Genomic DNA, 12,861 nt, shown 5'->3' with positions numbered 1-12,861 from the left:
TGGCCAAGTCGCGCATGACGTCAAGGACGCGCCGACGAGTTCCGGGTCCAGGGCCGACGTCGGTTCAGGTCGAAGAGGATCATCTTGGGATTCATGGCCAGGGCGCGGGCAATGGCAACGCGCTGCTGCTGGCCGCCGGAGAGCATATCCGGCATCTTTTCGGCCTTATCGGCCATGTCGACCTTTTTTAGTATTTCCATGGCAATATCGTGGGCATCGGCTTTCTTCATGTGCTTGACGCTTTGCAGGGCCAGCATGACGTTGCCGACGACGTTGCGCAGGGGAAATAAGTTAAAGTGCTGGAAGACCATGGTCACTTCTTCGCGCATCTTGCGGATATCGTAGCCCGGCTGGAGGATGCTCTGACCGTTGTACTTGATGTCGCCGCCTGTCGGCGATTCCAGCAGGTTCAGGCAGCGCAGGAAGGTGCTCTTGCCGGCGCCGGACGGCCCGAGGATGCAGGTGACTTCATCGTCCAGGGACAGGCTGATGTCATTCAGGACCAGGTTATCACCATACTGTTTCTTTAAATGTTCAATTCGCATCATTTTATATCAGCTCCCATCTTCTGTTCACAAATATTGACGGCTACGGTCAGCAGCGAAATCAGGACTAAGTAGAATACGGCCAGGACGGTATAGCTTTCGACGAATTCAAAGTTCGACGAAGCGTACTGGCCAGCCTGATAGGTCATTTCGGCGACGCCGATGACCGTCAAAATGGACGTATCCTTTACGGTAATGATGAACTGGTTGCCCAGGGCCGGCAGCATGGTCCGGAAGGCCATGGGCAGGATGAGCTTCATGACGATCTGCAGCTTCGTCATCCCCAGGGACATGCCCGCCTCCCACTGACCTTTAGGCACTTCCAGGATGGCACCGCGGACGATTTCCGATATATACGCCCCGGCATTGAGGGAAACGCAGAGGATGCCTGCCGCTTCATGAGATAAATGGATGCCAAAGAGTTTTGGCATGACGAAATAGATGTACAAGGCCTGGACCAGGATCGGCGTACTGCGGATGATCCAGACGTAGAAAGCGCTGATGCTCTTGAGGATGCGTATATTGCGGGCCCGGGAAAACCCCGTAGCCAGCCCGATGAAATAGCCGATGATGATACTCGTCACGGAAATGACGACAGTCCAGAACAGGCCTTTCGTAACAACACCGACGATGATGTCCAAGTGTTCCCAGTTAAACATAAGATTCCCCCCTTAATAAAAGACCCCTTATAGCAAGAAGTCCGGCAAAAGTACGACTCTTGCCGGGCCACTGCTGACTGGCTGCTGCCGTTAGACATTCAGCCATTTATCTTCTAACTTCTTGATTGTCCCGTCTTCCTGCAATTCTTTCAGGGCCTTATCGAATTCAGCTTTATACGGGCTGTCCTTAGGCAGGGCGAAGCCATCGGGAATCTTGGCCGTTTCATCGCCCAAGAGGGCCAGACCGCTTTCAGGATGCTTCTTCAAATAATAGACGGCATTCGGTTTATCCTGCATGAGGGCGTCGGCCTTGCCCTGTTCGACTTCCATGAAGGCTGCTGAAATAGCCGGGAAGACGACGATTTCCGAATCCTTACAGTGTTCCGTTACGTATTTGTGGGCAGCTGTCCCCTTTTCGACGGCGATTTTCTTGCCTTTCAACTGATCTACAGACGTAAGGTTTTCATCTTTGCGGACGACGAACTGCAAACCTGCGTTTTCATAGGGTTCGGTGAAGTCCATCTTCTTCTTGCGGTCTTCGGTAATGCAGACCTGGCCCATGCCGATATCGTACTCACCGTTGGCGACGGCCATGAACATGTTGTCATATTCCGTCGGCGTGACTTTATAGGTAAAGCCCAGTTTCTTGGACATGGCATCGAGCAGGTCCAGGTCGAAGCCGACGAGCTTACTGTTTTCATCTTTGAAAGCAAAGGGCGCATAGATCCCGGTCGCTACTTTCAGCTCTTTCCCTTTCAGGCTGGCCTTATCGCTGCTGCCGCTACCTCCGCCGCAGCCAGCTAAGACAGATATGGATACGACGGCACTCAGGCCGGCTAAGATTGCTTTTTTTACCTTACTGTTCATCATCATAATCAGGCACCCCTCTTCACATGTATGACTGGAATCTATCATTCAGGTCTCATGACCGGAACTGTATATTCAGGCTTGAATCTGGAAGCCGTGGCGGAACGGGTCCGTCTCATCGAGGACCAGGCAGTTGATGCCGGTAATATAGGCACTGCCTGTAATCTGCGGGATAGCAGCGGCCATGCCGCCGACTTCGGCATCATCTACGATGCGGGCTTTGAACAAGGTTCCCATGATACTTTCATAAACGAATAGTTCATTTTTCTTCAATTTCCCCCGCAAGTACAGCGACGCCACTTTGGCACTCGTGCCGGTCCCGCAGGGGCTGCGGTCGATCTGGTAGTTGCCGAAGACGACGGCGTTCTTCATGGTCGCTTCGGGCCGATCGGCCTGACCATAAAATTCGACTAAATCGACGCTGTGGATGTCCAGTTCCGGATGGGCTACGACTTCCTGATTGTTGACGGCCCGGAGGATGTTCATGCCCGTGTCGATGATAGTCCGGATATTTTCAGGCTCTAAGCGCATCCCCAAAGCATCGGTGTCGACGAGGGCGAAGAAACTGCCGCCAAAGGCGATGTCCAGGGCAACGTGGCCTAAGCCGTCGACAGGGACCGTGACCCCTGTCCGGTACAAGAAGCAGGGCACGTTGGTAATGGTCACTTCTACGGCCCGGCCTGCTTCGACTTTGACGTGGCCCTTGATGAGGCCTGACGGCGCATCGAGGCAGATGTCCGTATAGGGTTCATGGACGGGTATCATCTGTTCATTGACCAGCACCGTCGCCACGCCGATGGAACCGTGGCCGCACATATTCAGGTAGCCGCCGCTGTCCATGAAGACAACGCCGACATCAGCTTCTTCGTGGACCGGCGTCATGAGGATGGCGCCGAACATATTCGTATGGCCCCGCGGCTCCAGCAAGATGGCCTTGCGATAGGCATCGTAGTGCTTGGCGATGTACTGCTTCTTTTCCATCATCGTCCTGCCTGGCGCGTGAGGAAATCCATTGACGACGATACGCGTCGGTTCTCCCATGGTATGCGAATCGATGACCAGGAATTGTTCTTCTCCCCTCAGTTTTTCCATCAGGCGCTCCTGATTAGCATGCCACATCGAATCTCCCCTTTCATTCCTTAAAACGAGCAATGGCGTTCATCTCTCACGGAGATAAACGCCATCGTTTATTTTAAGTTTATATTCTTATTTGTTTAATATCTTTAATAACAAATTTATTATACTATCATTTTAGCACATATGCAACGTTTAACCTTATTATATTTTTATTACGTGCCGTTATTACACATTGTGGCGGTATTCATAGGGGAGGACTTTCAGGCCGTTATAGCTCGGGCAGTCGCGGACCCATTCCAGGGATTCCTTGAGGATAGCCGTCTGCATGGGGATATTGTTCGGTTCGCCGGCATTGGAGCCGATAGGGACGTGCGGCGCTGTGATGCGCGGTGCCCCCTGCTGGCGGGCGATGGGAGGCAGGGCGGCGATGACGCAGCAGCTCATGCCTTCGGCTTCGCAGCAGCGGGTGACGATCGTCGCCGAACGGTGGCAGGTCCCGCAGCCGCCCGTGCAGAGAACGATGTCGACGCCCTGGGCTTTGAGCTTCTTGGCAATTTCCGGCCCCGTTTCATTGCGGAATTTTTCGACGTTGCCGCCGCCGCCCATGAAAGTATACGTTTCTTCCGGCAGGGAGCCGATGAAGCCTTCTGCAACCAGTTCGTGCAGGCGGTCGATGGGGAACATGGCATTGACGTCTTTGTTGATATCCGAGTTGTCGAAGCCTCCGTGGGTGACCATCAGGTTCGACGATGGAGTGTCGAAGGGGATGACGCGGTACGAAAAATCCCCGGACGTATTGAACGGCGTCTGGTCTTTTTTATGGATGCCGCCAGCCGTGATGAAGGCGACTTTACATTCACTCAGTGGTTTCTTTAATTCAGTAAATACCGGTTTCGGTGTAACGGGAACGAAGATTTCCGAGCGCATCCCTTCTACAGTCGTTAAGTTCATAACTACCCCTCCTATAGTTCATCTACAGCCGCCATGGGGCTGATGTAAAATTCAGTATATTCTCCCTCTTTCAGGGCGACATCGGTAAAGACCCAGCGCCGCGGTACGGCAATGGTAGCCAGGCCGCCGAGACAGTCGGCTTTGATGGCCGTATCGTTGACTTCGCTGAGGACACCGCCGGCCAGGACCGGCGTGAATTCCCGGTCTTTTTCGAGCGGCCCATAATCGTAATCGAGCGGGGTCTCTACGATCTGCATGTAACTAAAATAGAATCGGAATTTCCGGCCTTCCCGGGGCTGGTGGAGGAACAAAGACGGTACAGCGTGGATCACGCCCAGTCTCCCTCTCAGGTTGAGAGCCACGTCGTCCGCAGCGGTCTTGGTGACCGTCCCTTCCATGAGTACCGGGTTGAGCTGATAATCGAGTTTGGCCATCAGTGGAGCGTCCCTTTATCGAGGAGGACCGTTTCAGGGAGACCGAGGAGTTTATTGTTGGCGTTGATGACGGCGTTGTCCCATTTCTTCGGTGCAGCCGCAATGGGGACGCCGGCCATCTTATTCTTGAGCATCTGGATAGCGCGGGCTGCGACTTCTTTAGTGACGCACGAGCAGCCGGCCACGTCGTTTTCAAAGCCGCCATGGTCCATATTTTCTTCGACCATGGCATCGGCATAGGGATTGCCGACGACGAGCTGGCCCTGGTAGGCACAGAAGGAAACGCCGACGACGGGGATGCCCCGCTTGCCAGCCTGGCCGATGTGCTGGATGAAGTCGATGTGGTTATTACCAAAGCCTTCGGTCGTGATGATGCAGCCATCGATGTCGAGGCTTTCCAGGAGCGAGCCTAGGCGGTCGGAAACCCAGAGTTTTTCGTCATTGACCTGCGGCGAGCCGACGAAGACGACGCCGATGAGGTCCAGTTCATCGTCATTGGCCAGGCCTTCGACCAAGGGTTCACGGATGTAATGACGGGTCATTTCTTTCGTAGCCGGCCCGATGCAGGTCAGGGCATGGATGGAACCGTCGCGGACCTGGTTCGGTGTCAGTACAATCGGTACGTTGCCGAGGTCGACGTTCTTCTGGCCGCCCATGACGCTGCACGGTTCGTTCGGGCAGAGGACGTTGTCGTGCATAGCCCCCTGACCCATGATTTCCTTGACCAGGACGACGCGGGGATTGCCTTTGCGGCGCAGGTCTTCGCAGACTTCTTCGCGGACGACTTCGCCGTCGTATTTCTTCAATTCATTGCGGACGGCCTGGATGATGTAGTCTTCACATTTATGAGCGGCAAAAGGTCCCGGACGGGTCATGCCCGTGAGGCGTTTGATGACGGCATGGCAGCGGATGATGATGTCGCCTTCATCGGCGCAGCCCGGATGGCCGAAATACATCTTTTCATCGAGAAAGCCTTCAGACGAACCGAATTCATGGATCTGGACGCCGTCTTCGTCGACGCCGGTGAGCATGAATACGACACCGTCGGCGACTTTGGTGACCCCTTCACCGAGTTCGCCTTCGACTTTCGTCGCAATGGGCGCTACGTCCATGATGGTATCGGTGTAGACGTGGCGTTTATCGGGATAAATGACGTCGAGGCTCATGCTGACGCAGAGCGGGTCCTCTTTGACGGCCTTTTCGACGATGGACCCGTCGATGAAGATCTTCCCGTCTTCAATGGCCGTCTTGTCGCTGATTTCGACATCGGTGATTTTGATGTGTTTCTTGATGAGCTTGCGGATGACCTTCTTTTCGCCCGTCTTTTCCGTCGGCCCTGCCGGCAGCGGGCCAGCGGCACCCAGGATGGTACCGGCCGGGATATCCAGGCTCAGGCCTTCCAGTTTATCTATCTTCAAGTGAATCGTTCCCGACGGTGCGGCTGTCGGGGCGGCCGGTGCAGCTGGCGAGGCTTTGACCGGTTCTGCCGGTGCTTCGGCCGGGACGGACTTGGCATTGACTTTATCCAGGACATCTTTAGTAATCGGCGTCAAGGCTTCGACATCCTGCAAGAGCGTGCTGCCCAGGACTTCTTCGATGGTCAGGCCATCGTCACTGAGCGTGAGCAGGCCGGCATCGACCATGTCATCGAACAGCGTCGGGTCTTCCAGGTCATCGGCTCCGATGACCGTCCCCTTGGCCCGGCGGCAGCAGAAAACGGCAGGATCTGTAAGGTGTTTCTGTAAGGTATCTTTGGTAATAGACATACAATCACTCCCCCTGTGTAGTATGAGTTACGCCTTGATGCGGCGGATTAATTTATGATGGACTGCCCGCAGGGCGCCATCGGTACAATGGTAGACCGGCAGATGAAGCTGCGGCGCACAGGCCATGACCGTGTTGGTGCAGTCTGTGCAGTTACTGATGAGTAGGGCCTGGGCCCCTTCTTTCTTCAGCGTCATGACCCGCTGGACCTGTCCCGGACAGTGGCCGGGATTGTCGCATTTGCGGACGCCCGGTTTGACTTCATGGGCCTGCTTGCAAAAGGCTACGCCGGCTACGGCCGACCCCATGGAAGCCGCTATTTCCCGGAGGCGCTTTTCATCGGCGCCGCAGGCACAAACGAGAAGGCCGATTTTTTCAGGCCCTGGCAGGAACGTTTCTGCCGCGATGATGCCGCCTGTCGTCTTGACGATGGGTGCGTCCAGGCTCGTCCGCCTGCCCATGAAAGGCCCGCCCATGATGAGCTCGCCATATTCTTTGCCCAGGCCGCCGGCCTTTTCCAGGACATCGTTGACGGCCATGCCCAAGGGCAGGTCGTGGAAGACCTGGACTTCCGGACCGTTCAGCTTGCCAGCTACGGTCACGTCTTTATCGATGAGCGGTTTCTTGTCATCGACGGCTTCGGCCACGCGCTGGAGCGTTTCCACGTTGATGATGACGGCGCCGGCTTTCGACGGCAGACTGCCCGCATCGAGGAGCGTCCCCAGGACTTCCCGGACGACAGCCCGTTCTTCGCCGACAGGATAGACATTGGGCAGAAAATGAAGGGCCAGGCGGTCGTCAGCGGCGATGGCCTGCTGTAAGGCTCGGACGGCGTCGCCGTGGATGGCCTTGATGGCAATGACGCCTTTATCGGCATGGACGAGGTCCATGGCCAGCTGCAGGCCCCGTATCATCGGGCGGCAGTCCCGCTCAATGGCCTTGATATTATGGGTCAGGACGGGTTCACATTCCGAAGCATTGGCAATGACGACGCCGCCGTTCAAAAAGGGAACGGCCAGTTTCTGATACGTCGGGAATCCGGCGCCGCCTAAGCCGACGATCCCGGCCTGGCGGATATAATCCAATGGAGTCTGTGCCGTAAGAGGCACGTACTCTTTCGGCTGGACGTCGTCAGCTCGAACGATGACGGCATCATCCGTCACTTCCAGGACCGTCCCGGATACACTCGTATATACCGGGCTTCCTAATCCTTCCCCAGCCTCAGCGATGCACTGGCCGCGCTGTACCCTGTCTCCAGGCTGGACCACTGGGACCGATGGAGCGCCGATATGCTGTGAAAGAGGAAAAACAAAGGGTCTCACGTCCGTCCACCTCCTATAATCATGATGTCTAAATTCTTGCTCCGCTTGATGTCCTCAAGCATGGCCTTAGTATAGTCCCAGCCTATCTTGAAAAAAACAGGAAAATTTGAAATTTTCATGAATTCATCATTTATTCCTTAAATTTATTTGTTCTTTATGGCATCGTTTTGTGTTAAAATAAGATAAATAGCCGTCTGAGGGGATATATTAAAAGATGGCTGCCATATAGAGGGGGAATGTGCATGATTGTAGAAACCTACCCGATTGCTTTGAAAAAATTCATGAAATTCACGAAAATGAAGTCCGTGACCCTGGCCGAATACATCGGTTACGACGTATCGTATATCAGCAAGTGGATCAACGGGGCCAAGCTGCCATCGTCACGGGCCATTGAACGCGTCAATGAAGATGCGGCTGCACTCTTTGCCGAAACGATTGAAAAACTCGATCGCCGCCAAGACTGCTGCCGCTATTTTTCGTTTCCCGCCGATACGCCCGACCTGGTCTTTGCCATCAGCGACTATCTGAGCCGGGCTTACCGCACGTCGCTCCAGAGCGGGCGCACGGAAAAGGCCAAAAAGTCCTGGCCCGTCCGCATCATCACGAGCCATCAGAAGGTAGCCCACTTTTTAAAAGACTTATTCCGAAAAAAACTCCCGACCCTGACGGGCAAGGAGGAACTCGTCATCTACGGGGAATTCTTCGATTTTTACGACGACGGCTTCTGGTCCTACCTCGACGTGCCGTCCCATTATAAACGCCTGCGCATCCGCGTCGGCCTGGATAAAGAGAAGATACGCCGCCATCCGGAATACGTAGCCCGGCTCTACGCCGTCCTCAACCGCTTCATGGATGCGGAATTCACCTTTTACGACTTCTCCGCCTTGAGCGATGCCAATCTGATCATCCTCAAGGACCAGTTCGTCATCCAGTATTCACTCCAGAGCCATCGGGGCATGATGATGTGTTCCTACATCGACGACCCGGCCGTCGTCCACGACATTTACGAGCGCTTCGGCGTCCACCATACGCCGAAACTCCTAACTCACATCCAGAGTCCCTGGAACGACGACTACGGCTACCGCACGTCCTTCTATGAAACGTCGCGGTTCTGCTTTTTCCTGACCAACGGCATCGAATACCTCCTGCCCCAGGAAGTCTTCGACCGGCTCATCGCCGAATCGCCGGCTGACCGGGCCGGCAATATCGAACGCCTGCGCATTACCTGGGAAGAAATCATCGCCAAGGCCCGCGTATCGCTCATCGTACCGACGCCGTCCTTCATGCGCTATCTGGAAACGGGCCACATTGACCTGACCGACGTCCAGTACACCTTGACGCCAGGCGAACGAATAGACCATTTGAAGACCATCGCCCGGACTCTGACCCAGAGCCAGGGCATCACCTTGGGGACCATGCACTTGTCGCCGGCCTTCCTGGCCTATAAAGAAGCGAACCTGTCCTTCTATTCCAACTACCGCATGAGCTTCTTCAAAAAGAACACCCTGGCCATGAACAGCCGGACCGACCCGTTCTACATCATCGTCGATAAGGACCTGGACGCCATGGTCCTGGACTTCTTCGACAACATGACGAAATCCACCTACTGCCATCCGTGCAGTGGCCAGGAGCTGGAAGGAAAAATCAAGGTCTACCAACACATGCTGGAAAAAATCACCAGCTTGGCTGGGACATAGAAAAAAGGCTTGTCGCCGTGCGACAAGCCTTTTTAAGTTGTAGGGGTCGCCACGTGGGCGACCCGCCGGGGATTCGGTAACTATCCTGGACGGGCTTGCCACGTGCAAGCCCCTACGGACTACAAACTATTTTTTACATGGAAATCTTGCTGGTCTTAGTCCAGATACCCATCTTTTCTGCGTCTTTGATGAGTTCTTCACGGAAGTCCGGATGAGCGATGTTGATCAGGGCTTCGGCGCGTTCCCACGTCGATTTGCCTTTCAGCAGGGCTGTACCGTATTCGGTGACGATGTAGTGGACAGCCGAACGCGGCGTCGTGATGACCGTACCAGCCGGGAGGGTCGGTTTGATCAGGGATTCGACATGGCCGTCCTTGAATTTACGCGTCGAATGGACGCAGATGAAGCTCTTGCCGCCGTTGGATGCGAATGCGCCCTGGGCGAAGTCGAGCTGGCCGCCGGTGCCGCTGATCTGCTGATAGCCAGCCGTTTCCGCGTTGACCTGGCCATAGAGGTCGAGGTCGATGCAGCCGTTGATGGAGATGAATTTATCGATGCTGGCGACAACGCCGACGTTGTTGACGTAGCTTACCGGAGCGTTGAAGACGATCTGGTTGTCGTTGATGAAATCATAGAGGCGCTGTGTGCCGCCGGCAAAAGCATAGATGATCTTGCCTTTATCGCGGTTCTTGTTGCCCGTAATCTTGCCGGCTTCATAGAGGTCGACATAGGAATCGACGAGCATTTCCGTATGACCGCTCAAATCTTTGACATCCGATTCAGCCAGTTTGCAGCCGACAGCCGACGGGATACCGCCGATGCCGAGCTGGAGCGTACTGCCGTCTTCGATCATGGGGATGATGTAATCGGCGATCTTGTCATCGACTTCCGTACCGGCGCGGTTGGGGATCTGCGGCATGGGATGGTTCGAGCCTTCGACGACATAGTCGACGTCGCAGAGGTTCAGTTCCGTTTCATAGCCCAGAGCTTTCGGCATGTTCTGGTTGACTTCGAGGATGATCGTCTTAGCAGCACGGATCAAACCGCGAAGGTCCGATGCCTGAGGCCCGAGGTTGAAGTTGCCCCACTGGTCCATAGGATGAACCTGGATGATGAGTTTATCGATGTTTTCCCAATACTTCGGCAATTCGTTGAAGAGAATAGGAATGAACCAGCAGCGGCCGGCTTTGGACATCTTGCGTTCAAACCCGTTCATATGAGCCGTTGCGAAGCGGATCTGTTCGTTCGAGTCACTGTTGAGATAAGCCGCATAGGGTTCATCTTTGACGACGGTCGTGGCAACGATTTCGACGCCATGCAGGTCTTTCGCCCGTTTACCGATTTCGATGTCGATATCATACGGAGCAGCGCAGCCGAGGCCGTAGGAAACGCGGTCGCCATCTTTGACGAGAGCCGCAGCCTGTTCAGCCGTGATCAATTTCTTCTTATACTCTTCAGGAATTTGTGAAAGTTTGTACATTCTAAAGTCTCCTCCTTCATGACTTTGCAATAGTAGTATGAGATAACCTTATATATAGTATAAAACTTTCCCGCGGCGACTGCAATCATATTTTGTGAAAAATATTACAAAATATGCTATTATACCAGAATAGTCCGTGATGAAATCTCCCTAACGGGCCGCCTTTTAGGGGGACAGCCCTTACGCACAAGGCCACAGGCCGTGTATTTACGACCGGCCACTTGCCACCTGCGGCCTGCATTTATTTTTTCATCGTTATTCTTTTCGTCGGCCTTGACATCCGCCGTGTTGACGGCTTCTTTGAATTCCCGCAGGCTCTTTCCCAGGCAATCTATTTTTGTTTACATTTTCTTCAAGGCAGTATAAAATGAAAATATTCTGGTTATTTTTCGTTTAGAGAAAGGATTATGCTATGTATCATTCACAAGCTAAAGGCACGATACTGCTGCTCATTACGGCCCTCATCTGGGGCGCTGCCTTCGTCGCCCAGAGCGTTGGCATGGACTATATCGGCCCGTTTACCTTCAGCGCCGCCCGCGATGTCATCGCCATCATCGTCCTGATTCCCGTCATCCTGTTGTTTACCGATAAAGGGACAGACGGGACCTATCCGCCGATTTTGCAACAGCTGAAACCGGACCGCATCACCCTCATCGGCGGTGCCTGGTGCGGCCTGGTCCTGGGCGCCGCCGATACGCTGCAGCAGGTCGGCATCTCCATGACGACGGCTGGGAAAGCCGGTTTCATCACGGCTTTGTACATCATCCTCGTCCCCCTCATGGGCCATTTCATGGGCCACAAAGTCCCGCGAATCATCGTGGCTTGCGTCGCCTTGGCTATTGCCGGATTTTATCTCTTATGCATCAACGGCGATTTCCAGGTCTCTTTCGGCGACTTCCTGGTCCTCTGCTGTGCCGTCTTCTTCGCCCTGCACATCCTGGTCATCGACCATTTCCTCTTGAAAAAGGCCAACAGCATCAAATTATCCTGGGTCCAGTTCGCCACGGCCTTCCTCTTCTCCGGTACGCTGACGGTCCTCTTCGAGCATCCCGACTGGTCCGCCCTGTGGGCTGCCAAATGGCCCCTGCTCTACGCCGGCGGCCTGTCCAGCGGCGTCGCCTATACCTTGCAGATCGTCGGCCAGAAATACACGGAACCGACGACGGCGACCCTCATCATGAGCCTGGAATCGGTCTTCGCCGCCCTGGCAGGCTGGCTCATCCTGGGCGAAGTCATGACGGCCAAAGAACTGACAGGCTGCGTCCTCGTCTTCGCCGCCGTCATCTTAGCGCAGATTCCCTTGCCGCACATCTCTTTCCGACAGAAGAATCATAACCACCAGTAAAACTGGTGGTTTGCTCAGGCCCTATAAGGGCCTAACTCCTGTGGTAGCACTCTAAAGAGTGCACCGAATAAAAGTCTGGCAATCACACTTTTATTACAGGCTGCCCCCTACTCGGGGGCTTTTTGGGGCCTACTTTTTCCTGCTACCCGTAAACGGGTCTACGTATTCCTTGAAATCTAATGTATCCATTTCAATATCTTCTTGTAATTGATTGCGAATATACTCCTTAATAGCTCCTTCATATTTTCCCACTGTATCCACATAATAACCTCGGCACCAAAAATGTCGATTCCCATATTTATATTTCAGGTTTGCATGGCGGTCAAAAATCATCAGGCCACTTTTACTCTTTAAATATCCCATGAATTGAGATACGCTAAGATGCGGTGGAATAGCCACTAAAATATGAATATGATCCGGGCAGCATTCTCCTTCAATTAACTCAACCTGCTTTCGATTACAAAGTGACCTTAATATCTTTCCTATATCTTCTTTTATTTGTCCATAAATAATTTGTCTACGGTACTTAGGCGCAAATACAATATGATACTTGCAGGGAGTGTAAAATAGTTTGTGTAAATCGGTATTGCATGAATCTACTTTATGCCCATACTGGGGTAAACAAAGATAAGGACGGTAACAGAATGGCAAAGTGTAAAACTMCCACCAACTTACCCCAGGCGAGCTAGATTGCTCAGCAAATCCTCAACAACTCACGAC

12 protein-coding genes are annotated in these 12,861 nt (G+C 53.8%); 2 read left to right on the top strand and 10 right to left on the bottom strand.

Annotation, left to right across the window (positions count from 1 at the left end):
* Positions 1-20 precede the first annotated feature (20 nt).
* From NM10_RS06760 to prdC, 8 genes are all read right to left on the bottom strand, one after another.
* Positions 21-548 (bottom strand): amino acid ABC transporter ATP-binding protein, encoded by a 528-nt coding sequence (locus tag NM10_RS06760; RefSeq protein ID WP_020310845.1) that lies wholly within the window; start codon positions 546-548, stop codon positions 21-23.
* A complete protein-coding gene (locus tag NM10_RS06755; protein WP_020310844.1) occupies positions 545-1,204 on the bottom strand; it encodes an amino acid ABC transporter permease in 660 nt (219 codons plus the stop codon). The genes NM10_RS06760 and NM10_RS06755 overlap by 4 nt, the downstream gene beginning before the upstream one ends.
* Positions 1,205-1,294: 90 nt before the next feature.
* Positions 1,295-2,077 carry an ABC transporter substrate-binding protein gene (locus NM10_RS06750; protein WP_020310843.1) on the bottom strand — a complete coding sequence of 261 codons (783 nt, stop codon included), beginning with the start codon at positions 2,075-2,077 and terminating at the stop codon, positions 1,295-1,297.
* 69 nt (positions 2,078-2,146) lie between these two features.
* Positions 2,147-3,163 carry a proline racemase family protein gene (locus NM10_RS06745; protein ID WP_020310842.1) on the bottom strand — a complete coding sequence of 339 codons (1,017 nt, stop codon included), beginning with the start codon at positions 3,161-3,163 and terminating at the stop codon, positions 2,147-2,149.
* A 210-nt stretch (positions 3,164-3,373) separates the two neighbouring features.
* Positions 3,374-4,099 (bottom strand): D-proline reductase (dithiol) protein PrdB, encoded by a 726-nt coding sequence (gene prdB, locus NM10_RS06740; protein ID WP_020310841.1) that lies wholly within the window; start codon positions 4,097-4,099, stop codon positions 3,374-3,376.
* An 11-nt stretch (positions 4,100-4,110) separates the two neighbouring features.
* Positions 4,111-4,533: a CBO2463/CBO2479 domain-containing protein gene (locus tag NM10_RS06735; protein WP_020310840.1), complete on the bottom strand. Its 423-nt coding sequence runs from the start codon at positions 4,531-4,533 to the stop codon at positions 4,111-4,113.
* Positions 4,533-6,299: a D-proline reductase (dithiol) proprotein PrdA gene (gene prdA / locus NM10_RS06730; protein WP_020310839.1), complete on the bottom strand. Its 1,767-nt coding sequence runs from the start codon at positions 6,297-6,299 to the stop codon at positions 4,533-4,535. The genes NM10_RS06735 and prdA overlap by 1 nt, the downstream gene beginning before the upstream one ends.
* Before the next feature lie 27 nt (positions 6,300-6,326).
* Positions 6,327-7,619 carry a proline reductase-associated electron transfer protein PrdC gene (gene prdC, locus NM10_RS06725; RefSeq protein ID WP_071601841.1) on the bottom strand — a complete coding sequence of 431 codons (1,293 nt, stop codon included), beginning with the start codon at positions 7,617-7,619 and terminating at the stop codon, positions 6,327-6,329.
* 242 nt (positions 7,620-7,861) lie between these two features.
* Between prdC and NM10_RS06720 the strand changes: the two genes are divergently transcribed.
* Positions 7,862-9,316 carry a transcriptional regulator gene (locus NM10_RS06720; RefSeq protein WP_020310837.1) on the top strand — a complete coding sequence of 485 codons (1,455 nt, stop codon included), beginning with the start codon at positions 7,862-7,864 and terminating at the stop codon, positions 9,314-9,316.
* A gap of 133 nt (positions 9,317-9,449) precedes the next feature.
* Here NM10_RS06720 and NM10_RS06715 read toward each other — a convergent pair whose 3' ends face one another.
* The gene (locus NM10_RS06715) at positions 9,450-10,796 is read right to left on the bottom strand and encodes an acetyl-CoA hydrolase/transferase family protein (protein ID WP_020310836.1); all 1,347 of its coding nucleotides are present in this window, start codon (positions 10,794-10,796) and stop codon (positions 9,450-9,452) included.
* A 412-nt stretch (positions 10,797-11,208) separates the two neighbouring features.
* Between NM10_RS06715 and NM10_RS06710 the strand changes: the two genes are divergently transcribed.
* Positions 11,209-12,141, top strand: a complete 933-nt coding sequence (locus NM10_RS06710; protein WP_020310835.1) for a DMT family transporter — start codon at positions 11,209-11,211, stop codon at positions 12,139-12,141.
* Positions 12,142-12,270: 129 nt separating this feature from the next.
* On the opposite strand, the gene tnpA is transcribed toward NM10_RS06710, so the two are convergent.
* Positions 12,271-12,792, bottom strand: a complete 522-nt coding sequence (tnpA, locus tag NM10_RS06705) for an IS200/IS605 family transposase (RefSeq protein WP_442852355.1) — start codon at positions 12,790-12,792, stop codon at positions 12,271-12,273.
* Positions 12,793-12,861 lie beyond the last annotated feature (69 nt).

Origin of the sequence: Megasphaera sp. NM10 (genome assembly GCF_000417505.1) — a bacterium.
GTDB lineage: Bacteria > Bacillota > Negativicutes > Veillonellales > Megasphaeraceae > Megasphaera > Megasphaera intestinihominis.
The sequence above is the reverse complement of the archived record's forward strand: the minus strand, read 5'-3'. Positions and strand labels throughout refer to the sequence as shown.

Excerpts from the sequence above, each read along its gene's own strand:
- NM10_RS06760 (WP_020310845.1), bottom strand. The coding sequence starts at position 548 with ATGATGCGAATTGAACATTTAAAGAAACAGTATGGTGATAACCTGGTC.
- NM10_RS06755 (WP_020310844.1), bottom strand. The coding sequence starts at position 1,204 with ATGTTTAACTGGGAACACTTGGACATCATCGTCGGTGTTGTTACGAAA.
- NM10_RS06750 (WP_020310843.1), bottom strand. The coding sequence starts at position 2,077 with ATGATGATGAACAGTAAGGTAAAAAAAGCAATCTTAGCCGGCCTGAGT.
- NM10_RS06745 (WP_020310842.1), bottom strand. The coding sequence starts at position 3,163 with ATGGAAAAACTGAGGGGAGAAGAACAATTCCTGGTCATCGATTCGCAT.
- prdB (WP_020310841.1), bottom strand. The coding sequence starts at position 4,099 with ATGAACTTAACGACTGTAGAAGGGATGCGCTCGGAAATCTTCGTTCCC.
- NM10_RS06735 (WP_020310840.1), bottom strand. The coding sequence starts at position 4,533 with ATGGCCAAACTCGATTATCAGCTCAACCCGGTACTCATGGAAGGGACG.
- prdA (WP_020310839.1), bottom strand. The coding sequence starts at position 6,299 with ATGTCTATTACCAAAGATACCTTACAGAAACACCTTACAGATCCTGCC.
- NM10_RS06720 (WP_020310837.1), top strand. The coding sequence starts at position 7,862 with ATGATTGTAGAAACCTACCCGATTGCTTTGAAAAAATTCATGAAATTC.
- NM10_RS06715 (WP_020310836.1), bottom strand. The coding sequence starts at position 10,796 with ATGTACAAACTTTCACAAATTCCTGAAGAGTATAAGAAGAAATTGATC.
- NM10_RS06710 (WP_020310835.1), top strand. The coding sequence starts at position 11,209 with ATGTATCATTCACAAGCTAAAGGCACGATACTGCTGCTCATTACGGCC.